The organism is Saccharopolyspora gloriosae (assembly GCF_014203325.1).
Taxonomy (GTDB): domain Bacteria; phylum Actinomycetota; class Actinomycetes; order Mycobacteriales; family Pseudonocardiaceae; genus Saccharopolyspora_C; species Saccharopolyspora_C gloriosae.
In genome coordinates, this window is the sequence record NZ_JACHIV010000001.1 from 764,988 (window position 1) to 786,331 (window position 21,344).

21 protein-coding genes and 1 tRNA gene are annotated in these 21,344 nt (G+C 71.0%); 11 read left to right on the plus strand and 11 right to left on the minus strand.

Annotation, left to right across the window (positions count from 1 at the left end; all coding sequences use genetic code 11):
• The first annotated feature begins 12 nt into the window (after window positions 1–12).
• The 3 genes from BJ969_RS03675 (at window position 13) to BJ969_RS03685 (ending at window position 5,801) form a co-directional block, all read left to right on the plus strand.
• Window positions 13–2,913, plus strand: coding sequence for a penicillin acylase family protein (locus BJ969_RS03675; RefSeq protein WP_184477307.1), 2,901 nt, complete (start codon window positions 13–15; stop codon window positions 2,911–2,913).
• A gap of 681 nt (window positions 2,914–3,594) precedes the next feature.
• Window positions 3,595–3,987 carry a hypothetical protein gene (locus BJ969_RS03680; protein ID WP_184477309.1) on the plus strand — a complete coding sequence of 131 codons (393 nt, stop codon included), beginning with the start codon at window positions 3,595–3,597 and terminating at the stop codon, window positions 3,985–3,987.
• 143 nt (window positions 3,988–4,130) lie between these two features.
• Window positions 4,131–5,801, plus strand: a complete 1,671-nt coding sequence (locus BJ969_RS03685; RefSeq protein ID WP_184477311.1) for a sulfatase family protein — start codon at window positions 4,131–4,133, stop codon at window positions 5,799–5,801.
• A 240-nt stretch (window positions 5,802–6,041) separates the two neighbouring features.
• Here the strand turns inward: BJ969_RS03685 and lysX are convergent, their stop codons facing one another.
• Together lysX and BJ969_RS03695 are read right to left on the minus strand one after the other, a co-directional pair.
• Window positions 6,042–7,541, minus strand: coding sequence for a bifunctional lysylphosphatidylglycerol synthetase/lysine--tRNA ligase LysX (gene lysX, locus BJ969_RS03690; protein WP_184477313.1), 1,500 nt, complete (start codon window positions 7,539–7,541; stop codon window positions 6,042–6,044).
• Between the two features lie 100 nt (window positions 7,542–7,641).
• A complete protein-coding gene (locus tag BJ969_RS03695) occupies window positions 7,642–8,508 on the minus strand; it encodes an SAM-dependent methyltransferase (RefSeq protein WP_184477315.1) in 867 nt (288 codons plus the stop codon).
• Between the two features lie 255 nt (window positions 8,509–8,763).
• Here BJ969_RS03695 and BJ969_RS03700 point away from each other — a divergent pair, with 255 nt between their 5' ends.
• Both BJ969_RS03700 and BJ969_RS03705 read left to right on the plus strand, forming a co-directional pair.
• Complete coding sequence (locus tag BJ969_RS03700; RefSeq protein WP_184477317.1) at window positions 8,764–9,360, plus strand: TetR family transcriptional regulator; 597 nt, start codon at window positions 8,764–8,766, stop codon at window positions 9,358–9,360.
• A gap of 22 nt (window positions 9,361–9,382) precedes the next feature.
• Complete coding sequence (locus tag BJ969_RS03705) at window positions 9,383–10,039, plus strand: VC0807 family protein (RefSeq protein WP_221315699.1); 657 nt, start codon at window positions 9,383–9,385, stop codon at window positions 10,037–10,039.
• 84 nt (window positions 10,040–10,123) lie between these two features.
• Here the strand turns inward: BJ969_RS03705 and BJ969_RS30740 are convergent, their stop codons facing one another.
• Window positions 10,124–11,035: a CPBP family intramembrane glutamic endopeptidase gene (locus tag BJ969_RS30740; protein ID WP_343071202.1), complete on the minus strand. Its 912-nt coding sequence runs from the start codon at window positions 11,033–11,035 to the stop codon at window positions 10,124–10,126.
• Between the two features lie 293 nt (window positions 11,036–11,328).
• Here BJ969_RS30740 and BJ969_RS03715 point away from each other — a divergent pair, with 293 nt between their 5' ends.
• Entirely contained in the window at window positions 11,329–12,540 is a 1,212-nt protein-coding gene (locus tag BJ969_RS03715; protein ID WP_184477321.1) for a sensor histidine kinase, read from the plus strand.
• Window positions 12,531–13,166: a response regulator gene (locus tag BJ969_RS03720; protein WP_184477323.1), complete on the plus strand. Its 636-nt coding sequence runs from the start codon at window positions 12,531–12,533 to the stop codon at window positions 13,164–13,166. The genes BJ969_RS03715 and BJ969_RS03720 overlap by 10 nt, the downstream gene beginning before the upstream one ends.
• Window positions 13,167–13,607: 441 nt before the next feature.
• Here BJ969_RS03720 and BJ969_RS03725 read toward each other — a convergent pair whose 3' ends face one another.
• Genes BJ969_RS03725 through BJ969_RS03735 form a run of 3 tightly spaced genes read right to left on the minus strand, consistent with a single transcriptional unit; the run spans window position 13,608 to window position 15,816 of the window.
• Window positions 13,608–14,030 (minus strand): DUF2871 domain-containing protein, encoded by a 423-nt coding sequence (locus BJ969_RS03725; RefSeq protein ID WP_184477325.1) that lies wholly within the window; start codon window positions 14,028–14,030, stop codon window positions 13,608–13,610.
• A 12-nt stretch (window positions 14,031–14,042) separates the two neighbouring features.
• A complete protein-coding gene (locus BJ969_RS03730; protein WP_184477327.1) occupies window positions 14,043–14,723 on the minus strand; it encodes an ABC transporter ATP-binding protein in 681 nt (226 codons plus the stop codon).
• Window positions 14,724–14,745: 22 nt separating this feature from the next.
• On the minus strand, window positions 14,746–15,816 hold the full coding sequence (locus BJ969_RS03735; RefSeq protein ID WP_184484746.1) for an ABC transporter permease: 1,071 nt from the start codon (window positions 15,814–15,816) through the stop codon (window positions 14,746–14,748).
• Window positions 15,817–15,996: 180 nt separating this feature from the next.
• On the opposite strand from BJ969_RS03735, the gene BJ969_RS03740 reads away from it, so the two are divergent.
• Together BJ969_RS03740 and BJ969_RS03745 are read left to right on the plus strand one after the other, a co-directional pair.
• Window positions 15,997–17,199 carry a sensor histidine kinase gene (locus tag BJ969_RS03740; protein WP_343071203.1) on the plus strand — a complete coding sequence of 401 codons (1,203 nt, stop codon included), beginning with the start codon at window positions 15,997–15,999 and terminating at the stop codon, window positions 17,197–17,199.
• Window positions 17,199–17,831 carry a response regulator gene (locus tag BJ969_RS03745; RefSeq protein ID WP_184477329.1) on the plus strand — a complete coding sequence of 211 codons (633 nt, stop codon included), beginning with the start codon at window positions 17,199–17,201 and terminating at the stop codon, window positions 17,829–17,831. Before BJ969_RS03740 ends, BJ969_RS03745 begins: the two co-directional genes overlap by 1 nt.
• A 13-nt stretch (window positions 17,832–17,844) precedes the next feature.
• Here the strand turns inward: BJ969_RS03745 and BJ969_RS03750 are convergent, their stop codons facing one another.
• Genes BJ969_RS03750 through BJ969_RS03760 form a run of 3 tightly spaced genes read right to left on the minus strand, consistent with a single transcriptional unit; the run spans window position 17,845 to window position 19,261 of the window.
• On the minus strand, window positions 17,845–18,180 hold the full coding sequence (locus tag BJ969_RS03750; RefSeq protein WP_184477331.1) for a cupin domain-containing protein: 336 nt from the start codon (window positions 18,178–18,180) through the stop codon (window positions 17,845–17,847).
• Between the two features lie 11 nt (window positions 18,181–18,191).
• The gene (locus BJ969_RS03755; RefSeq protein ID WP_184484750.1) at window positions 18,192–18,566 is read right to left on the minus strand and encodes a hypothetical protein; all 375 of its coding nucleotides are present in this window, start codon (window positions 18,564–18,566) and stop codon (window positions 18,192–18,194) included.
• Window positions 18,567–18,610: 44 nt separating this feature from the next.
• Window positions 18,611–19,261 (minus strand): helix-turn-helix transcriptional regulator, encoded by a 651-nt coding sequence (locus BJ969_RS03760; protein ID WP_184477333.1) that lies wholly within the window; start codon window positions 19,259–19,261, stop codon window positions 18,611–18,613.
• Window positions 19,262–19,380: 119 nt separating this feature from the next.
• On the opposite strand from BJ969_RS03760, the gene BJ969_RS03765 reads away from it, so the two are divergent.
• Window positions 19,381–19,977, plus strand: coding sequence for a DUF2249 domain-containing protein (locus BJ969_RS03765; protein WP_184477335.1), 597 nt, complete (start codon window positions 19,381–19,383; stop codon window positions 19,975–19,977).
• A 122-nt stretch (window positions 19,978–20,099) separates the two neighbouring features.
• Here the strand turns inward: BJ969_RS03765 and BJ969_RS03770 are convergent.
• Window positions 20,100–20,173 (minus strand) — tRNA-Leu (locus BJ969_RS03770).
• A gap of 157 nt (window positions 20,174–20,330) precedes the next feature.
• On the opposite strand from BJ969_RS03770, the gene BJ969_RS03775 reads away from it, so the two are divergent.
• A complete protein-coding gene (locus BJ969_RS03775) occupies window positions 20,331–20,552 on the plus strand; it encodes a DUF3618 domain-containing protein (protein ID WP_184484752.1) in 222 nt (73 codons plus the stop codon).
• Window positions 20,553–20,576: 24 nt separating this feature from the next.
• Here the strand turns inward: BJ969_RS03775 and BJ969_RS03780 are convergent, their stop codons facing one another.
• The gene (locus BJ969_RS03780) at window positions 20,577–21,308 is read right to left on the minus strand and encodes an MOSC N-terminal beta barrel domain-containing protein (RefSeq protein ID WP_184477337.1); all 732 of its coding nucleotides are present in this window, start codon (window positions 21,306–21,308) and stop codon (window positions 20,577–20,579) included.
• Window positions 21,309–21,344 lie beyond the last annotated feature (36 nt).

The following is a 21,344-nucleotide window of genomic DNA, read 5'->3' on the forward strand; positions in this document are numbered from 1 at the left end:
GAGGACTCGCAGATGGCCGGGCAGCGAACCGTGGCGGCGCTCAGCGTCGGCGCCGTCCTCGGCGCCTTGATCGTGACCCCCTCCGCCGCCGCGGCTCCCGAGCAGGCGGCGCCGCTCACCGCGCCCGCGCCGGACGTGCCGCAGGTGCCGGACCACTGCGGCGGGCAGTGCCACCACATCCTTCCGCCGGGCCAGAACGGCAACGCCACGCTGGCCGAGCTAGCCGGGCACCTGCTGCTCGGCACGAAACCGCCGCACTCCGCCGACCAGACGGCGCCCTACGACGAGCTGGCCGCCGGGTACTCGAAGCTCACCACCGGCACCATCAACGAGTTCTTCAACGACAACTCCTTCGGCGTGCGACCCGACGACGTCGAGCGCACCTACAACCCGCGCGAAGACGTCACCGTGGTCCGGGACAAGACCGCCGGCATCCCGCACGTCTACGGCGACACCCGCGACGGCACCACCTTCGGCGCCGGCTACACGACGGCCGAGGACAAGCTGTTCCTGATGGACGTGCTGCGCCGAGCCGGTCGCGGCGAGGTCAGCTCCTTCGCCGGCGGCGCCCCCGCGAACCGCGAGCTGGAGCAGGACTTCTTCGCCACCTCGCCCTACACCGAGCGGGAGCTGGAGCAGCAGATCGAAACCGCCCGCAGCGCGGGCCCGCGCGGGGAGCAGGCCCTCGCCGACGCGAAGTCCTACGTGGACGGCATCAACACCTACATCCGCGAAGCCCACGACGGCCGCTACTTCCCCGGCGAATACGTGGCGACCGGGCACGTCGACCCCATCACCAACGCCGGGGAGATCGAGCCGTTCAAGCTCACCGACCTCGTCGTGCTCGCCTCGCTGGTGGGCGCGCAGTTCGGCGGTGGCGGCGGCAACGAGGTGCAGCAAGCGGTCGCGCGGATGTCGCTGCACGAGCGCTTCGGGCCCGAACGCGGCGAGCAGGTGTGGCGCACCTTCCGCGCCGAGAACGACCCCGAATCCATCCCCACCGTCCACGACGGTTCGTTCCCGTACGCGGTCTCCCCGGAGAACCCGCGAGGCGCGGCGATGCCCGATCCGGGCTCGGTCACCGAGCAGCAGCTCGTGTTCGACCCCACCGGCTCCGCCACCGAACCCGAGCAGGACGGCCAGCGCCAGACCCCGGTCGTGCGGCCGGAAGGCGCTCCCGGCCAGAACGACCCGGCCGCCCAAGCGGAAGCGCTGCGCGGCATGTTCGACGACGGCGTCGTCCCCGCCGACATGGCCGAACCGCGCGGCATGTCCAACGCGCTGCTCGTCTCCGGCGAGCACACCGACAGCGGCAACCCGATCGCCGTGTTCGGCCCGCAGACCGGCTACTTCGCCCCGCAGCTGCTGACCCTGCAGGAACTCCAAGGGCCGGGGATCTCGTCGAAGGGCGCCTCGTTCGCGGGCCTGAGCTTCTACACGCTGCTCGGCCGCGGCCAGGACTACTCGTGGAGCGCCACCACGGCCGCGCAGGACATCGTCGACACCTACGCCGTCGAACTGTGCTCACCCGACGGCGGACCCGTCACCAAGGACTCCGACCACTACCTGTTCCGCGGGGAATGCCTGCCGATGCAGCAGGTCGAACGGCAGAACTCCTGGGAACCCAATCTGGGCGACGACACCCCGGCCGGGTCCTACCGGCTGGTCTCGTTCCGCACCCGCTACGGCCCGGTGACGCACCGCGCCACCATCGACGGCAAGCCCGTCGCCTACAGCACCGTGCGCTCGACCTTCCAGCACGAGGTCGACTCGATCATCGGCTTCCAGCGCTTCAACGACCCCGCCGAGATCACCTCGCCGGAGGCGTTCCAGCGCGCCGCCGAAGACGTGAACTACACGTTCAACTGGTTCTACGCCGACTCCGAGCACATCGCGCACTTCAACTCCGGCGACAACGTGGTCCGCAACCCCGAGGTGGACCCGGCGATGCCCGTCGTCTCCGACCCCGAATTCGAATGGCAGGGCTGGAACCCCGACGGGAACACGGCCGACTACGCGCCGTTCGAGGAGCACCCGCGCACCATCGACCAGGACTACCTCGTCAGCTGGAACAACAAGCAGGCTCCCGGCACCAGCGGCGCCGACTGGAGCAAGGGAGCCGTGCAGCGCGGCGACCTGCTCGACTCCCGAGTCCGCGGGCTCGTCGCCGAAGGCGGCGTGGACCGGGTCGGGCTCACCCAGGCGATGGAGGAGGCCGCACTGGCCGACCTGCGCGCCGAGCGGGTGCTGCCGGACCTGCTGAAGGTGCTCGACAGCGCCCCGAACGACGACCCGGAGCTCACCGCGCGGATCGACCTGCTGCGCGACTGGCTCAACGACGGCGGACTGCGCACCGAGACCGAACCCGGCAGCCGCGAGTACGCCCACGCCGAGGCGATCGAGCTCATGGACGCGTGGTGGCCGCTGCTGGTGCGCGGCACCTTCGAACCCGCGGTCGGCGCGGACGCGTACCAGGCGCTGACCGCGGCCGAGCACATCAACGAATCGCCCTCCGGGTGGCAGAACGAGGAACCCGGCGAGCACGTCGGGCAGGCCCACCAGGGATCCGCGTTCCTGACCGGCTGGTACGGGCAGGTGTCGAAGAACCTGCGCGGCGCGCTCGGCGAGGACGTCCCCGGCGGATTCGGGCAGGGAGCTCCGGGGCCGGGGAACTCGTTGTGCGGCGACGGGAGCCTCGACGCCTGCCGCCAAGCGCTCGTCGACAGCCTCGCCGAGGCGGACGCGACACCGGCGGAGCAGACGTATCCGGGCGATGCGGACTGCGAGCCCGGCGACCAGTGGTGCGCCGACTCGATCATCCAGAACAAGATCGGCGGCATCGCCCACGACCCGATCAGCTGGCAGAACCGCCCCACCTACCAGCAAGTCGTCGAATTCCCATCCCACCGCTGACCCCGACAGCAGTGAACGGACCGTTCGCCCAACGGGTTTGGACGAACGGTCCGTTCACCCGGTTCTGAGGTGCGCCGAGCGCTCGGTGAGGCACGTGGTTCGGAGTGAACGGACCGTTTGCCCAACGGGATTGGTCGAACGGTCCGTTCACCCGGTTCTGAGGTGCGCCGAGCGCTCGGTGAGGCACGTGGTTCGGAGTGAACGGACCGTTCGCCCAACGGGATTGGTCGAACGGTCCGTTCACCTGGTTCGGCAGCGCGGTCGTCCGGGTGCGGACATGGGGTTGGAGTCAACGGGCCGTTTGCCCAACGGGGTTGGGCGAAGAGTCCGTTCACCCGAGCCGGAGGTGCGCCGAGAGTGCGGTGAGGCGCGTGGTTTCGGAGTCAACGGACCGTTCGTCCAAGGGGATTGGTCGAACGGTCCGTTCACTCGGTTCGGCAGTGCGGGCGAGCGGTGCGGATGGGGGTGGAGTCAACGGACCGTTCGCCCAACGGGATTGGGCGAACGGTCCGTTGACTTCGACGGTGGTGCCGGCCTGGCTCGGGGTGATCGCGCGGAGTGGTGGAAAAGCCGTTCGTGGCAAGGCATTCGGCGCAACCGGATCATGCGGTCGTGGTGTTCCCGGTCGGTGTTCGCGTGCACTAGTCTCGCGGCGGCAGAATCGACGACCTTGGGGGCACCTTGGCCACGTGGAACGACATTGCCGCATTTGTCCGATCCGAATACCGGGTCATCGAGGACACCGGCGACGAGATCCGAATCCTCATCGAATACGAGGACGACCGCAGCCAGGTCATCATGGTCTGCCGCGAAGTGCTGGACAAGCAGGAGGATTGGGTCCAGGTCGCCTCGGTGTGCGGGCTGGTCGCCGACGTCGACCTGCACCTGCTGCTCAAGGAGATCGGCGAGACCTCCGTGGTGTGCGGTGCCGTGATCATGGGCGAGCACGTGGTGCTGCGGCATTCGCTGCCGTTGCTGAATCTGGACATCAACGAGTTCCTCGACCCGCTGCAGTTGGTCGCCGACACCGCCGACCACTTGGAGGAGACGTTCTTCGGCGGCGACGGCTACTGATTCTCCTGGTCGCGCGTTCAACGGCGAACGCGCCGAGCCGGATCGATTCAACGGTGCAGGACTACCCGATGAGATGCGCCTGATCGTGTTCTGGTCCGGCCGGCATCTTGACTTCTCCGCCGCATTCCGTGGAAAACGGGAACATGGCCCGATTCCGCTCCTTTTCCGGATCGTCTCGCGCGCCGCTGGCACTGCTGCTGATCGTCGGAGCGGTGCTCGCCGGGTGCACCGCCACGCGTCCCGCCGCGCAACCGCGGGTTCCGGCGGGCAAACCGAACGTCGTCATGGTGATGACCGACGACCAGTGGCTCGACAGCATGCGGTTCATGCCGAACGTGCAGCGGATCCTCGGGCTCGGCGGGGTCACGTTCGACGAGTACTACGCGTCGTTCCCGCTGTGCTGCCCGTCCCGCTCGACTTTCCTCAGTGGACAGTTGGCGCACAACAACGGGGTGCGGCACAACGCGGCCCCGCTGGGCGGCTACGACATGCTCGACGAGGCGAACACGCTGCCCGTCTGGATGCAGCGCGCCGGCTACGCCACCTCGCACATCGGCAAGTACCCCAACGGCTACGGCAAGACCGACGAGACGCACGTGCCGCCGGGCTGGGACGAATGGCGCGGATCGGTGGACCCGACCACCTACGACATGTACGGCTACCGGCTCAACGAGAACGGGACGATGCGCACCTACGGAGACCCGTGGGTGCAGGACCCGGCGCTGTACCAGACCGACGTGTACCGGGACAAGGGGATCGACTTCATCAACCGGCGGTCCGCCGCAGGTGAGCCGTTCTTCCTCAGCTTGGCCTTCCTCGCCCCGCACGGGGAGAACGTGCACGGCGCGCCCACCAACGGCGACTTCTTCCGCGTGGGCCGCGGACCGCGTCCGGCGTTGCGGCACCAGGGCGCGTTCTCCGAGGAGCAGGTGCCGATCGACCCGTCCTACGGCGAGGCGGACATGAGCGACAAGCCGCGGTTCCTGCAGGAATACCCGTCGATCGCGGTGAACACCGATACCGAGATCACCGAGAGCTACCGGCTCCGGCTGGAGTCGCTGCTCGCGGTGGACGAGGCGGTGCAGCGGCTCGTCGACGCGCTGCGCGCGAACGGGCAGCTGGAGAACACCTATCTGCTGTTCGCCTCGGACAACGGGTTCTTCTTCGGCCAGCACCGGGTGCCGACGGGCAAGTTCCTGCCGCACGAGGCCGCCGCGCACGTGCCGTTGCTGATCCGAGGTCCGGGCCTCGCGGCGGGCACGCACGCGCGGGAGCTGAGCACGAACACCGACCTCACCGCGACCATCGCCGACATCGGGCAGGCGGAACCGACGCTCGCGCTGGACGGGCGGTCGCTGCTGCCGTTCGCGCAGGACCCGCGGCTGCGCACCGGCAGGCCGCTGCTGCACGAGGCGGGGGAGGGCGCGTTCCACACTCCGGTGCGGCCGGGCGGACCGGGCGGTTCCGGGGCGCCCGCGGAGGACGTGTCCGTCGGGCTCGCGGCGGGAGCGGGTGACCTGGACCAGGACGGCACGGCCTCGCCCGGTCCGGGCAAGCCGCGCGACGATCACAGCCAGGTGCTCGACGCGGCCTACGAGGCGATCCGCACCGAGCGCTACCTCTACGTCCGCTACGTCAGCGGGGCCCACGAGCTCTACGACCTCGCGATCGACCCGCACGAGCTGGCTTCGAAGCACGACGACGCCCGCTACGCCGAGGTGCGCGCGTTCCTCGACGGGCGCCTCGACGAGCTGCAGGATTGCCGCGGCGAAGCCTGCGGCGACCCGATCCCCCCGGCCCCGCAACCGAGCTGACCCGAACCACCGCGCACCGTGCTCACCTGACCGGACCTCACCCACCCAACTGCCGCAATTTCGCGAGAAATCGCACGACGGGACCAAGGAAACCGCAGTTCACGGCTCCGGAGGTGAACGATTTCTCGCGAAATTGCGGGGGCCTCGCCACCGGGGAGCACCAGTCGGGGGACCGTGGTTCGGGGAGTCGTCCAGCGGCGTGGCCAGGTGGGTGCGACGGCACCCACCTGGGCCGCGAGGTCAGTTCGGCTTGACCATCGGGAACAGGATGGTGTCCCGGATGCCCCTGCCGGTGAACGCCATCAGCATCCGGTCGATCCCGATGCCCACACCGCCGGTGGGCGGCATGCCGTATTCGAGGGCGCGCAGGAAGTCCTCGTCGAGCTGCATGGCCTCGGCGTCGCCGCCCGCGGCCATCAGCGACTGCTCGGTGAGCCTGCGCCGCTGCTCCACCGGGTCGACGAGCTCGGAGAACCCGGTGCCGAGCTCCATGCCGAACCCGATCAGGTCCCACTTTTCGGTCAGCAGCGGATCGTCCCGGTGCTGCCGGGTGAGCGGGCTCGTCTCCAGCGGGAAGTCCCGGACGAACGTGGGAACCACCAGCGTGTGCTCGACGAGCTCCTCGAACAGGTGCTCCACCAGCTTGCCCGGACCCCACGACGGGTCCCACGCGATCTCCTTCGCGTCGGCCAGCTCGCGCAGCGCCTCGACGGGCGTGCGCGGGGTGATCTCGGTGCCGAGCGCTTCGCCGACGGAGCCGTAGAGCGTGATCGACGGCCACTCGCCGCCCAGGTCGATGTCCCCGTGCTCGGGGTGGCGCACCACGAAGTCGCCGAACACGGCCTTGGCGGCCTGCCGGAAGAGTTCTGCGGTGAGCTCGGCGGCCGTGTCGTAGTCGCCGTAGGCCTCGTAGAACTCCAGCATCGTGAACTCGGGGTTGTGCGTGGAGTCCGCGCCCTCGTTGCGGAAGTTGCGATTGATCTCGAAGACCTTCTCCACGCCGCCGACGACGAGCCGCTTCAGGTACAGCTCGGGCGCGATGCGCAGGTACAGGTCGAGGTCGTAGGCGTTGATGTGCGTGGTGAACGGCCGGGCCGTGGCGCCGCCGTGCACCTGCTGCAGCATCGGGGTCTCGACTTCGAGGTAGTCGCGGTCGAGCAGCACCGAGCGCAGCGCCTGCACCGCCTTGCCGCGCTGCTGCACCAGCTGCCGCGCCTCGGGGTTGACGATCAGGTCGACGTAGCGCTGCCGCACCCGCGCCTCGGGATCGGTGAGCCCCTTGTGCTTCTCCGGCAGCGGGCGCAGGCACTTCGAGGTCAGCGCCCACTCGTCGGCCATGATCGAGAGCTCGCCGCGCTTGGAGGTGATCACCTCACCGGTGATGCCGACGTGGTCCCCGAGGTCGATCTCGGCCTTCCACGCGTCCAGCGACTCGGCGCCGACCTTGTCCAGCGCGAGCATGATCTGGATGGAGCCGCTGTCGTCGCGGATGGTGGCGAAGCACAGCTTGCCGCCGGTGCGGTACAGCATCACCCGGCCGGTGACCGACACGCGGTCCCCGGTGGCCACGTCGGGTTCGAGCCCGTCGTGCTCCTCGCGGACGGGACCGATCGAGGTGGTGCGCGGATAGCCGACCGGGTAGGGGTCGACTCCGTTCTCCCGCAGCCGGTCCAGCTTCTCCCGCCGGATGCGCATCTGCTCCGGGAGGTCCTCGTGATTCTCGTCCACCGCTTCACTCACGCGGCCATGGTATCGGCCCAGCTCATCAGCCTGGCCGGGGTGTCGGTCCCGCGTCGGCGGCGCTGCTCGGGGCGCGTCGCCGGCGAGCACGTCCGGTCGCTCAAGGCTTCCGGGCGATGCCGCCGAATTCCCAGATCTTTCCCTCCAGCTCCGGGCGGGACGGGATCTCGTGGTCGAACGGCGAGTCCACCGGCCGCTGCTCGGCGTCGGGCCGCCACCGCGTGATGTCGACCAGTCCGGGCGCCACGACGTCGAGCCCGTCGAAGTAGGCGGTGACCTCCGCCTCGCTGCGGACGCGGCCCCACGTGGTCTGCTCCGTCATGAAGCGGGTGAGGAAGTCGGCGGCGCCCGCGTCGTCGCTGACCAGGTGCGACATCATCAGGTGGCTGCCGCGGGGGACCGTGTCGAGCATGGCGGCGACGGCCCGGTCCGGTCGCGCCTCGTCGGGCAGGCAGTGCAGCACCGACACGTAGAGCACCGCCACCGGTTCGTCGAAGTCGATGAGCCGCCGCGTCGCCGGGTCTTCCAGCACCGCGCCGGGCCGCGCCATGTCGGCCTGGATGACCGTGGTCCGCTGGTCCTCCGACAGCAGCGCCCGGCCGTGCGCGAGCACCACGGGATCGTTGTCGACGTAGACGACCCGGCCTTCCGGGTTCTCCCGCTGCGCCACCTGGTGCACGTTGAGCTGCGTGGGCAGGCCGCTGCCGAAGTCGATGAACTGCCGGATCCCCGCCTCGCGGGCCAGGTACCGGACCCCGCGGCCGAGGAAGGCCCGGTTGGCGCGCGCCGTGGCGACGATGTCCGGCACGCCGTCGAGCATCGCGTGCGTCGCCTCGCGGTCGACGCGGAAGTTGTCCTTGCCGCCGACCGCGTAGTCGTAGATCCGGGCCACGCTGGGCACCGAGGTGTCCACCTCGGGCGGCACCGGGCGGGAGCTCGCCGGGGCGGGGAGCTGATCGTCGGTCATCTTCGTCGGGGCTCCTCGGTACGGGGGCGGCGATCGTGATGATCTTGAGGAAGCGTAGCGCCGCCCGCTGTCGCGGGACGAGCGTTCCGGTGCGGTGAGGGCGAAATCGGCCACCGGGCGCAGCGTCGGCTCGTCACCCGGCTGATCGCCCGCTGCGGTATCCGGCGCATCGGCGGGACGTTCCCGCGAGGTCCGCTTCCAGGATTTATCCACGTGGGGTAACTTTTATTCAGATGGATAAATCAAGGAGGCGGCGTGGAACGCTCGATCACGAGCACGGCCCGGCGGGAACAGATCGTGCGGGCGGCGATCGACACGATCGCCGAAGTGGGTTACGCGCGTGCCTCGTTCGCGCGCATCACCGAACGCGCCGGGCTGAGCAGCCCGCGGATGATCTCCTACCACTTCGCCGGCAAGGACGACTTGATCCGGCAGATCGCGCACGACGTCTTCGACGCGGGCGCCCGCTACATCCACGAACGCACCGAGCGGGAGAGCACCGCCACCGGCCGGTTGCGGGCCTACCTGCAGGCCAACCTCCGCTTCCTGCGGGACCACCCGCGCGACCTGGTGGCGCTGGCGGAGATCGGGCCGCACCTGCGCACCGGGGCCGGCGAGCCGCACACCTCGTCGAGCACGCAGGAGTTCAGCGTGCGCAGCCTGGAAGAGATGCTCGCGAACGGAGTGAGCTCCGGGGAGTTCCGCGAGTTCGACCCGCGGGCGATGGCCGTGCTGATCCGCAGCGCCGTCGACGCCGCCGCCCAACGGCTGCGCGACGATCCGGGGTTCGACTTCGACGGCTACACCCGCGAAGTCGTCGACGCCTTCACCCGCGCCACCGAACAGGATTGATCCGTCCATGGGGGAGAACACGATGCGACGACGACCGTGGATCGGGTTGCTGACCGGCGCGATGCTGTACGAGTTCATCGGGCCGCTGATCGTCTTCTACGGAGCCCGCGCGCTCGGTGTCGACCAGCTGGTGGCGCTGCTGCTCGGCTCCGCGTTGTCGCTGGCGGGGGCCGTGCAGCAGATCCGCGTCGAGCGGCGGCTCAGCGGAGTGACGATCTTCGTGCTCGCCACGATGCTGCTGACGGTGGGGATGTCGTTCGTGGCGGGCAGCCCCCGGGTGCTGCTGGTTCGCGACGCCTGGGGCACGGCCGCGCTCGGGCTGTGGTTGCTGATCACGTTGTTCCTCCGGCGGCCGTTCCTCTACGAAGGCACCCGGCTCGTGTCCGATCGCGAACAGCGCGAGGCCTGGGCGGCGAGCTGGGCGAGTTCCGCTCCGCTGCGGCGGTTGCTGCGGGCGGGCACCGCGATCTGCGGATGCGCGTTCCTCGTCGACGCCGCGCTGCGGGTGCTGATGGCGATCTACCTGCCGATCGACGTGGTGCCGCTGCTGGACGACGTGCTGCTGGTGGTCACATTGCTGGCGCTGGTCGTAGCGCTGCGGAAGGGCGGGCGTGCCTACCTGCGCGGGCGCGGGCTCCGGCTCGACGGCCCGGAACTCGTCCCGCATCCGCCGGCATGACGACGCCACGGCAGGAGTGAACGGACCGTTCGTCCAACGGGACGGGACGAACGGTCCGTTCACTCCAGGAGACCCCGGCCGTTCTCAGGAAGTCGGAGTCGTTTCGCCGCGGTAGCCGAGCTTGCCGCGCGTCGCGACGATCAGCACCAGGCCCACCGTTCCCCAGGCGATCAGCTGGATGTGCGTCGAGTCCTGGCTCGGATCGACCCCGGGGAACATCTCCGTCCACGCCACGGAGAAGAAGTTGTTCACCCCGACGTGCAAGATCATGGCCAGCGGCAGGCTCTCGCCGGTGCGGTTGAACACCCACGTGATCACGAAGCTGAACACGACGGCCGCCAGCACGAACTCGACCGGCTGCGTCCAGTGGACGTGCGGATACCCGGCCCAGTCGGTGAGGAACAGCGGCAGGTGCCACGCGCCCCACAGCACCCCGAGGATCACGGTGCCCAGCAGCGGGCCGAACCGCGGCTGAATTCGGGGCAGCGCGAAGTCCCGCCAACCCGGCTCCTCGGCCAGACCGGTCGTGAGCAGCTGGAACACCAGGGCGGGCAGGTACGCCGCGAGCACCCACATCGGCGGTGCCTGGACCTGCCAGCCGGAGAACGGCAGGCTCACCGCGCTCAGCAGCAGCGGCACGCCGACGATCAGCGACACGTACCAGCGCCAGTTCACGTTCCACCGGAACAGCCTGCCCACCCAGTGGCGCACCCCGTCCCGGCCATCGCTGAGGGCCGTGACCAGGAACGCGGCCGCGATCGGGCCGAGGTAGGCGCCGGGCAGCAGCGCCAGCAGCTGCGGGCTGCCGAGGACCTCGGGGAAGCGGAAGCCCACCAACCCCATGCCCTGCTCGGACAAGACGTAGGGGATCCACGCGACCCAGCTGAGCCCGAAGGCGAGGGTGAAGAAGCTGACCAGCGGGTTCCGCGCGATGAGGCCGCGGATGCCCGGGCGGGCGCGGCGCTGCTCGTCGTTCGCCGGGGTGTGGATGACCACGACGGTTCCTTCCTGCGAGAGGTGCGTCGCCCCGGACCGGGACGACGAATGTCCGTGTGCGGACCGCGATCGTGCTCCGGCGCGGGAGGACGTTCGCGCCGAGCGGTGAGGGGAATCCCCGGCCGCACGCATCGCCCGGCCGGTCCGACGAATTCGAGATTAGGGAGATTCCCGTTGCGCCACAGCGGTTCCCGCTCCCCGAACCGCGGTGTAGCCAGCTACACCCCCGGCGGGGCGCCGAGTAGAGTTCCGCGGTGTCGTCGCACGTCACGGCGGCCGCACACGGGGGCAGGATGACAACGGCGATCACGCGCAGCGGGCGGGCCACCGCGGTACTGCTCGACGGACTGCGCACGGCGCTGCCCGCGGCGTTCGGCGCCACGCTGGTGCCGTTGCTGCTGCTCCTGCTGCCGCTGGCCCCGGAAGTCGTGCGACCGGTGCGCGCACTGGCCGACCTGGAACGCGAGCGGGTCGGCAGGGTGCTCGGACACCGGATCCCGGCGCCGTACCAGGTGCCGCGAGGCGGGTGGTGGCGCCGATTCCGGATCGTGGCGCGCGATCCGGCGACGTGGCGGGACCTGGTGTGGCTGGTCTCCTACGGGGCGCTCAGCGGCCTCGTCGCCGTGTTCGTGATCGCGCTGCCGCCCGCCGTCGGGTACAGCCTGACGATGCCCGCGTGGTGGTGGCTGCTGCCGCCGGGCGCGGTCACCGCGTTCGTCGAAGTGCGCAGCTGGCCGCAGGCCTTGACGCTGCCGTTCCTGCAGGCCGCCTGCTACGCGGCCCTGTACCTCTGGGGCCTGCCGCCCGCGGTGCGCGGCCTCACCCTGCTGTCCGGCTCGTTGCTGCGCCCAACCGACCGGGCCCGGCTCGCCGCCCGGGTCGAACGGCTCACCGAGACGCGCACCGACGCAGTCGAATCGCACGGCGCCGAACTGCGCCGCATCGAACGCGACCTGCACGACGGCGTCCAAGCCCAGCTGGTCGCCGTCTCCGTCCGGCTCGGCCTGGCCGAGCGTGCCTTCACCGCCGACCCGGACGCCGCCCGCGCGATGCTGCGGGAAGCTCGGGAGGGCATCGAGGATTCGCTGGGCGGGCTGCGCGGGCTCATCCGCGGCATCTACCCGCCGATCCTCGCCGACCGCGGCCTCGGCGGCGCCGTGCACGCGCTCGCCGACGGCCGCAGCATCCCGGTGGCGGTCCGGCTGCCCGAGGTGCTGGCGCGGCCACCGGCACCGGTCGAAGCCGCCGCGTACTTCGTCGTCGCCGAATCGCTCACCAACATGACCAAGCACAGCACCGCCCGGCACGCCGAAGTGACCATCGACGAGGACGGCGACAGCCTGCGCGTCGTCATCCGCGACGACGGCCGCGGCGGCGCCGACCCGGACGGCGGCACCGGCCTGCTCGGCATCCGCCGCCGAGTGGCCGCGCTCGACGGCACCGCCCGCATCGACAGCCCGGCGGGCGGCGGAACCACGATCGAGGTGCGGCTGCCGTGCGCGTAGTGATCGCCGAGGACAACGCGCTGCTGCGCGAAGGCATCGGCCTGCTGCTGAGATCAGCGGGCCACGAGATCGTCGGCACCGCCACCAGCGGCCCCGAGATCGTGCCGACCCTGCTCGAACACCGCCCCGACATCGCCGTGCTCGACGTGCGGATGCCGCCCGACTACCGGGACGAGGGCCTGCGCGCGGCCATCGCGATCCGCGAACACCTGCCCCGGCTCCCCGTGCTGGTGCTCTCGCAGTACGTGGAGCGCGCCTACGCCGCCGAACTGCTCGGCTCCGGCGCGAGCGGCATCGGCTACCTGCTCAAAGACCGGGTGGGCCGCGTCGAGGAGTTCCTCGACGCGCTCGACCGGGTCGCCGCCGGCGGCACCGCGCTCGACCCGGACGTGGTCTCGCAGCTGATGAACCGGCGCTCCCCGCTGGACGTGCTCACCGCCCGCGAACGCGAAGTGCTGCACCTGATGGCGCAAGGCCACGACAACCTCACCATCGCCGCCTCGCTGGTCGTGACCGAGCGGGCGGTGACGAAGCACATCGGCAACATCTTCCGCAAACTCGGCCTCCCCGCAGGCGACACCGGCCACCGGCGAGTCCTAGCGGTCCTGACCTACGTGAACGCCTGACCCCGCCCCGCCACCGCGGCCCGGAGTGAACGGCCCGTCCGTCCAACGGGATCGGTCGAACGGTCCGTTCACCCAGGTACGGCGGGTTCGGTTTCGGAGTGAGCGGACCGTTCGTCCAACGGGATTGGTCGAACGGTCCGTTCACCAACTCCGGGTGCCGCTGCGCGTCGCCTGGGGCGGGTTCGGTTTCCGAGTGAGCGGACCGTTTGCCCAACGGGATTGGTCGAACGGTCCGTTCACCAACTCCGGGTGCCGCTGCGCGTCGCCTGGGGCGGGTTCGGTTTCCGAGTGAGCGGACCGTTTGCCCAACGGGATTGGACGGACGGTCCGTTCACTCATCTCCAGATGCCGCGCCGTGCTTCGGGCGCTGCGGGAGCGTTCCGGGTGAACGGACCGTTCGTCCAACGGGATCAGACGGACGGTCCGTTCACTCCGGTGGGGTCAGCGCCGTTGGGGGTGCTGCGGTGCCGGCAGGGTGCGGTGGATCGCCGTGAACAGGGACACCAGGCCGATGGTCAGCAGGGTGTGGCCGAGCCCCGAGATGCCGGCGAGCGCGGCGCCGGTCGGCTCGCCGAGCACGGTCATGGTGCCGTTGACCGCCATGCCGCCGACGGTGATCAGCATCCCGGCGTTGTAGGTCCAGAAGAACCAGCCGAACCACCTGCTGCGGGACAGCCCGGCGACCCGCTCGAACAGCAGCACCAGCAGGAACACCAGCGTGCCGAGCACGAGCAGGTGGGTGTGCAGCACCGAGAGCTGCGTGTCACCGACGAATTCCTGCGCTTTGGTCAGCTCGCGGAAGTACACCCCGGCCAGCAGGCCGAGCACCGTGTAGATCACCGCGGCGAAGTAGCTCTTCCTCATGGTCGTGTCCTGTCAGTTCGCCGCGGGGACGCGGACCCGGCCGTCGAGGACCTCGGCGACCTGGTCCACCCCGCTGAGGTGGGTGGTGTCGTGGGTGACCAGCACGGTCGCGGTGGCGCGGCGGTGGGTCAGCGTGGTGATCAGGTCGATCACGGCGGCTCCGCGTTCGTGGTCGAGCGCGCTGGTCGGCTCGTCGACGAGCAGCACCGCCGGGTCGTTCATGAGCGCGCGGGCGATGTTGATGCGCTGCCGCTGCCCACCGGAGAGCTGGTGCGGCCTGCGGTCCTTCTTGTCGGACAGGCCCACCGCGTCCAGCAGTTCCACCGCGCGGTCCCGCGCGTCCCGCGCCGAGCGCCCGTCGAGGTGCGCCATGACCTGCAACTGCTCGGCCGCGGTCAGCGACGCGATGAGGTTCGGCTGCTGGAAGATGATGCCGATCTTCTCCCGCCGCACCGCGGTCATCTGCGCCTGGTTCATGCCGGTGACGGTGGTGCCGTCCACGACGACCCGGCCGGAGTCGGGGGTGACGAGCGCGGCGGCGACGGCGAGCAGGCTGGACTTGCCCGAACCGGACGGACCGATCACGGCGGTCACCGAACCGGCGGGCACGTCCAGGTCGGCGTGGTCCACGGCGGTGAGCCGGGAATCGCCGTCGGGGTAGGTGAGGGTGATGTCGCGCAACTGCAAACTCATGACTGGCTCCTGGCTCGGGTGATCAGCGGGTGGACAGGGCGGTCAGCGGATCGACCGCGGTGATACGCCGGACCGACAGCGCCGCGCCGAGCGCGCCGAGCACGATCATCACGGCGGCGGGCAGCAGCACGGTGCCGACTTCCAGCACGAACGGGACGGTGCCCACGGCGACCGCGCCGATCGCGGCGGCGATGCCGGTGCCGATGGCGGTGCCGCCGACGAGCAGCACGACGGCTTGTCCGAGGGCGTCGCGCAGCAGGTAGCGGGTGGTGGCGCCGAGGGCCTTGAGCACCGCGATGTCCCCGCTGCGCTGGATGGTCCACACGGTGAAGAAGGCGCCGATGACCAGCGCGGAGATCGCGAACAGGAAGGCCTGCATCAGTTGCAGCGACCCGTTCTCCGAGCTGTACGAGCTGATCGCCGACAGCGCGCCGGACGTGGTGGTGGTGCTGGTGCGCAGCTGCGCGTCGGCCGTGGCGAGGTCGGCGCCGTCGTCGCTGTTGAGCGCGATCACGGTCGCCTTCTGCTCGGTTCCGGGCGAGAGCCGCTGCCAGTCGGCGAGGCTCGTCCACACGACGGGGTTGTGGCTGTAGGAGGCGTCGCCGGACACGGCGGTCACGCGCATGTCCTGCCCGGACACGGTGATGGAGTCCCCGCTGCCGACGTTGAGGTCGTCGGCCGCTCCTTCGGAGAGCACGACCTCGCCGGGGCCGACGTTCCCGCCTTCGGGCACCAGGGCGGAACCCCGCTCGACGCCGAAGGTGGCCAGGGCGGTGCTGTTCGTGCCGGACTGCGCCTTGGCGGTGGCGATGCCCAGCGGGTCCGCGCCGTGCACGCCGGGCACGTCGCGCCACTGGCGCCACTGCTGCTGGTCCACTTCGGACTCGGTGAAGGTCGGCTCCTGGCCTTCCGACGGCGCGGAGAACACCACGTGGTCGGCGGGCAGGTCGGTGATGGCCGAGGTGCTCTCCCGGCCCAGGCCCGCGGTGAGGCCGGACAGCAGTCCGACGAGCAGGGTCATCAGGATGATGACGGTCCCCATCAGGGCGAACCGCCCCTTCGCGAACCGGAGATCTCTGGTGGCGACGAACACGGTCGAGTGCCTTTCTCTCACGTTCCGGCCGGGTTCCTGCCCGGCACGGCATCAACACTCGTCCGGCAAGCGCTTCGGAACATCGCGCCGCGGATCGGCTCCGCGGTGTCGAAAGGTGCGGGCGCGAATCAACCTTTCGATCGATGCACCGCCCTGACCAGGACGTAGCCTGGAAAAACCGTGGACCCCTTGACGCTCACCCGACCGCTGCGCGCGTTGCGCCTGTGCCTGCATCTGCTGATGGCGGGGCTGCTCGTGCTGGCCGCGGTGCACGCCGTGACCAACGAGCTACCGCGTCCCGCAGCGGTGATCGCCGCGGCCACCGTGCTGGCCGCCGTGTACGCGGCGGGCCCGCTGCTGCCTCGGGTGAGCCGGTCGAAGTGGGCCGCGGCGGCGTGGCTCGGCGTGCTCGGCGCGGTGTGGCTGGTGCTGCTGTGGCTCACCCCGGACGGCGTGTGGCTGGCGTTCCCGCTGTTCTTCCTGCAGCTGCACCTGCTGCCGGACCGTTCGGGGCTGCCGGTGGTGCTGGTCACGACGGTGTTCGCGATCGCCGGTTTCGCCTGGCACCAGGGCGGTTTCACCCCGGCGGCGGCCCTCGGTCCCGCACTCGGCGCGGCCGTCGCCGTGGCCGTCGTGCTCGGCTACCAGGCCCTGTACCGGGAGAGCGAGCAGCGCCGCGAGTTGATCGAGGAGCTCACCGCGGCCCGCCACGACCTCGCCGTGGCCGAGCGCTCCGCGGGCGTGCTCGCGGAGCGGGAGCGGCTGGCCAAGGAGATCCACGACACCCTCGCGCAGGGCCTCTCCAGCATCCAGCTGCTGCTGCGCGCCGCCGAGCGCGCCCTGCCCGAGCAGCCCGACCTGGCCGCGGACCACGTGCTGCGGGCGCGCGGGGAGGCGCAGGACAACTTGGCGGAGGCCCGGCGCTTCGTGCACGCCCTGACCCCGCCCGACCTGGAAGGCGGGTCGCTGCCGGCGGCGCTGGAACGGTTGTGCGCCACCACCTCGGCCCACTCGGGGGCCGCGGTCCGGTTCCACCTGGACGGCGAACCGGCCGCGATCCCCACCCCGTTCGAGGTGGCGCTGCTGCGGATCGCGCAGTCCGCGCTGGCCAACACCGTCCGGCACGCGCGAGCGGCGGCGGCGGAGATGACGCTGACCTACATGGACACCCGGGTCGCGCTCGACCTGGTCGACGACGGCATCGGGTTCGACCCGGCGGCGGAGTCCGGTGCCGGGCGCATCGACGGCGGCTTCGGTCTGGCCGCGATGCGGGCGCGGGCCCGCGCGCTCGGTGGCACGTTGAGCGTGGAGTCCTCGCCGGGGCAGGGCACCGCGCTCGCGGTGAGCTTCCCGCGCAGGCCCGTGACGGAAGGGGACGCGTGATGAGCGGGATCATCCGGTTGCTGCTCGCCGACGACCACCCGGTGGTGCGCACCGGCCTGCGTGCCGTGCTCGACACCGAACCGGACTTCGAGGTCGTCGCCGAGGCCGTCAGCGCCGAACGCGCCGTCGAACTCGCCGGCACCGAACAGGTCGACCTGGTGCTGATGGACCTCCAGTTCGGCGCGGGCATGCACGGCTCGGACGCGACGGCCGCGATCACCGCGCTGCCGGACGCGCCCCGCGTGCTGGTGCTGACCACCTACGACACCGACGCCGACATCCTCGCCGCCGTCGAAGCGGGCGCCACCGGCTACCTGCTCAAGGACGCGCCCCCGGAGGAGTTGGCGGCGGCCGTGCGCACCGCCGCCGCGGGCCAGTCCGCGCTGGCGCCGACCATCGCGCACCGCTTGATGGATCGGATGCGCACGCCCGGCACCGCGCTGAGCCGCCGCGAAACGGAAGTGCTGGAGCTCGTCGCGGACGGCCTGTCGAACCAGCGGATCAGCAAGCAGCTGTTCCTCAGCCAGGCCACGGTGAAGTCCCACCTGGTGCACATCTACGGCAAGCTCGGCGTGGACTCCCGCACCGCGGCGGTGGCCGTGGCCGTCGACCGCGGCCTCATCCGCCGGTAGCGCGCCGCCCGCGTCACGAGGTGGGCGCGATGACGGTCAGCAGCACGACGGCGTCGCTGACCGCGGCGAGGCCGTGCCGCTCGCGTGGCAGCGTGAGGTGATCACCTTCCGCCGCCGCGAGGGAATCGGACTCGGTGGTGAGCCGGACCGAACCCTGCAGCACCTGCAACGTGGCTTCGCCGGGGCTTTCGTGGTCGGCGAGCGCGCTGCCCGCGGTGAGCGCGAGCAGCACCTGCCGCAACGCGTGCTCCGATCCACCGTGGACGGTGCTGGTGGCCCGTCCGGCGCGGGACCGCCGGGCGGCCGAGAGCCGTTCGGCGGCGAGTTCGGTGAGCGAGGTCGTGGCCAACGGTTTCTCCTTCAGGACGTGAGCAGCAGGACGCCGCCGGTCAGCAGCGCGACCAGCTTGCCGAACTCCAGGGCGACGTAGGCGAGGTGGGCGGGCGAGCGCGGCGGCTCCTGCCCGGCGAGCACGGCGCGCGTGCGCCGGCCCAGCACGGGCCGCACAAGCAGCAGCTGCGCCGCCAGCGCCGCCACGGCGACTCCCGACGCGATCCCGGCGGCGACCGGCGGCGTCCGCGCGGCGAAGCCGCTCAGCAGGACCAGCGCGAACACGAGCTCGACGGCGTTGAGCGCGCGGAACACCAACCGCCCGATGCCCAGTCCGATCGGCACCGTCACGCCGGGCGCGCGGAACTTCAGCGGGGCCTCCACGAACGAGATCGCGAGCACCATGCCGATCCAGGTGAAGGTCACGGCCACCGCGACCGCCCACGCGGTCAACCCCGCTCCTCTGGGGCGAGGTGCGCCACGCACAGGTCGGGTTCCACGAACGCGTCGAGCCGGTCGACGGTCACGGGGGCGCCCATCGCCGCGGTGACGCCCTGCATGAGCCCGAGGTGCACTTGGCACACGACCTGCCGATGCTGCTCGGCGAGTTCGAGGAAGGGGCAGTGCCGCAGCCCGATCTCCGCACCCTCCGCGCGCGGCTCCGGCCGGAACCCGAGTTCGTCGAGCAACCCGGTCAGGTGCTCGACGGCGTCCCGTCGGCTGGGGCGGGGGGTGTCACCGGCCAGCCGTGCGCCCCAGCGCCGCCCGGCCTCACCCGCGCTGCGCACCGGATCGGGGGCCTGCGCGACCTCGTCGACGAGGATGCCCGCGAGCAGCCGGTACTCGCGCGGCCCGGCCGGGTCCATGCCCGGTTTGGCCCGGAACAGCAGCGGCGGCCTGCCCGGGCCGGAGCGCCGCGCGTCGACGCGTTCGACCTGCCCGGCGCCGACCAGGGCGTCCAAGTGGAACCGGACCGTGTTCGGGTGCACCTGGAGCCGCCGCGCGAGCGCGGTGATGTCCCACGTCGCGCGGGATTCCCGCAGCAGCGCCAGCACTTCCCGCCGCCGCCCGGACGGTGCCGGGGTCGAGTTCCCGCCCATGACGATCTCCTCGCGTGGTGGCCGTGAGCGCGCGCCGGGGAGGCGCCCTGGCTTCGCCGTCGATCCTGGTCGTAGAGTTTATACAATCGATCGTTGTGGAAACAGGTCCAGGAGGCCTCATGCCCGAGCAGGAGCTCGACGTCCGCGAGCTGCCGAAGCCGCAGAAGCACCCCGCGATCTTCGGCGCCTTCACCGCGCTCGCCCCGGGTGAGGCGTTCGTCCTGATCAACGACCACGACCCGAGGCCCCTGCGCGGCGAGTTCGACGCGGACTTCCCCGGCGGCTTCAGCTGGGAGTACGTCGCCGAAGGGCCGCGGGAGTGGCGCGTGCGCATCGGCAGGCTGCACTCGACGCCGCTGCCCCGGATCCTCTGCGACACCGGCGAACTGGGCGGTGACCCCGACGCGGCGGGTGCGGTGTGGGCGCTGCCGGTCCGCGAGCGCGACCTGGACTCCAACGTCATCCAGCTGCCCGCGGGCGAGAAGATCGACGCGCACGCCGGGCCCGACCTGGACGTGCTGATCCACGTGCTGCACGGAACGGGAACGCTGCGCACCGAAGGCGGCGACGTCGACCTCGCCCCCGGAGCGCTGCTCTGGCTGCCGAAGCGCTCCCGCCGCGAGTTCCTCGCCGGGGAGTCCGGGCTCCGCTACCTGACGGTCCACCAGCGCCGCAAAGCCCTCACCATCGAAGGCCTCACCCACTCCGACCGCTGATCCGGACGCGCGGTCCGCGGGCGAGCCCAGAAGTGGTCGCCTGCCCCGGATCGGCGGTGAACGAGTGAGCGCCGTTCGACGGTGCGGAGGCGGAACGAGACGACGCCGAGCGTCGACATCGGTGAGGCCGGCGGGACTCGAACCCGCACTGGCTAGGACCTAAACCTAGTGCCTCTGCCAATTGGGCTACGGCCCCCAGTGCGGACCAGCCTAACGGGTGGTGATGTCCGTTGTGTCCCCGGCCGGGTGGTTCGGTGCGCGATGCGTGCCTCGACTCAGGGAATGGTCGGTGGGTCCCGGCGGAGCGTGTGATCTACGGTGTCACCAGCCAGGTGAACATGGAGGAGGACGGCGTGGCTCGTGATCCGGACGCCATTCAGCGCGACATCGAGAAAGCTCGTGACTCGCTGGCCGTGACACTGGACGAGTTGAGCACCAAGGCGGACCCGAAGCGGTTCGTGGAGTCCGGTAAGGCCAGCGTGCAGGACAAGTTGAACGATCCGAGGGTGCGCTACGCGATGATCGGTGTCGGCGCGCTGGTCGCCGTCATCGTGGTGCGCAAGATCTTCCGCTGAGCCGCGCGGCGTGCGTCCGCGGGGTCATGACCCTGCTGGGCGCACGACCGCGGCTTCGCCGCGCCGAGCCGTGCCGCCTCGGGTGACGCGCATGATGGTGCCGAACTCGTTGTCGTAGCGTTCGATCAGCCGGCTCTGCAGTTCCTTCCAGCGCTTCCGGCCACCGGCGTCCCAGCTGGGCACGGCGCAGCGCACGCAGGCCCCCGAGTTCGGGCCGACGATCTCCAGCGTCAAGTCCCCGGTGGCGAGGGTCGTCCCCGGCCCCCAGCCGAGTTCGGCGAACGGCGCCACGTCGAGATCCAGGTGCACGTTCGGCCGGAACCGCAGCAGGTCGACCCGTTCGCCCATGTCCGCGCTCAACGCGTCCACAGTGGCCTGCAAGGTGACGAGCACCGTCGGACCCCGGTCCTGGTTGCCGTCCTCGCTGCGAAGGCTCAGCGGAATGCCCAGCGAATCGGCGAGCGCCCCCGGCAGCTCCGGGTCGTCCCACTTCCACGCCGAGCCGTCCGGCCCCTGCAGCGCCGGTTCCCCCGCCGGATCGCTGACGTCCGCCCCGTAGGCCCCCGACCAGTGCAGCAGCGCCGGGTTCTGCCGCACGGTGAGCACCGACCCGGCGCGCTTCGCCCGCTCGTCGACGAGCACGTGCGCGCGATCCCCCGCCATCCCGCGATCGTCGAAGCGGGCGGCGGGAACCGCTTCGCCGCGCAGCGACTTCACCGGCCACCGGTACAGCTCGGCGATGGTTCCTCGCAGCACGGCGGCCTCCGCTCGTTCCGGTCACGGTCCGTGTTC

Bases quoted from the DNA above. Each gene is read 5' to 3' on its own strand.
- BJ969_RS03675 (WP_184477307.1), top strand. From the start codon at position 13: ATGGCCGGGCAGCGAACCGTGGCGGCGCTCAGCGTCGGCGCCGTCCTC.
- BJ969_RS03685 (WP_184477311.1), top strand. From the start codon at position 4,131: ATGGCCCGATTCCGCTCCTTTTCCGGATCGTCTCGCGCGCCGCTGGCA.
- BJ969_RS03695 (WP_184477315.1), bottom strand. From the start codon at position 8,508: ATGACCGACGATCAGCTCCCCGCCCCGGCGAGCTCCCGCCCGGTGCCG.
- BJ969_RS03705 (WP_221315699.1), top strand. From the start codon at position 9,383: ATGCGACGACGACCGTGGATCGGGTTGCTGACCGGCGCGATGCTGTAC.
- BJ969_RS03715 (WP_184477321.1), top strand. From the start codon at position 11,329: ATGACAACGGCGATCACGCGCAGCGGGCGGGCCACCGCGGTACTGCTC.
- BJ969_RS03725 (WP_184477325.1), bottom strand. From the start codon at position 14,030: ATGAGGAAGAGCTACTTCGCCGCGGTGATCTACACGGTGCTCGGCCTG.
- BJ969_RS03730 (WP_184477327.1), bottom strand. From the start codon at position 14,723: ATGAGTTTGCAGTTGCGCGACATCACCCTCACCTACCCCGACGGCGAT.
- BJ969_RS03745 (WP_184477329.1), top strand. From the start codon at position 17,199: ATGAGCGGGATCATCCGGTTGCTGCTCGCCGACGACCACCCGGTGGTG.
- BJ969_RS03755 (WP_184484750.1), bottom strand. From the start codon at position 18,566: ATGGTGCTCGCGATCTCGTTCGTGGAGGCCCCGCTGAAGTTCCGCGCG.
- BJ969_RS03760 (WP_184477333.1), bottom strand. From the start codon at position 19,261: ATGGGCGGGAACTCGACCCCGGCACCGTCCGGGCGGCGGCGGGAAGTG.
- BJ969_RS03765 (WP_184477335.1), top strand. From the start codon at position 19,381: ATGCCCGAGCAGGAGCTCGACGTCCGCGAGCTGCCGAAGCCGCAGAAG.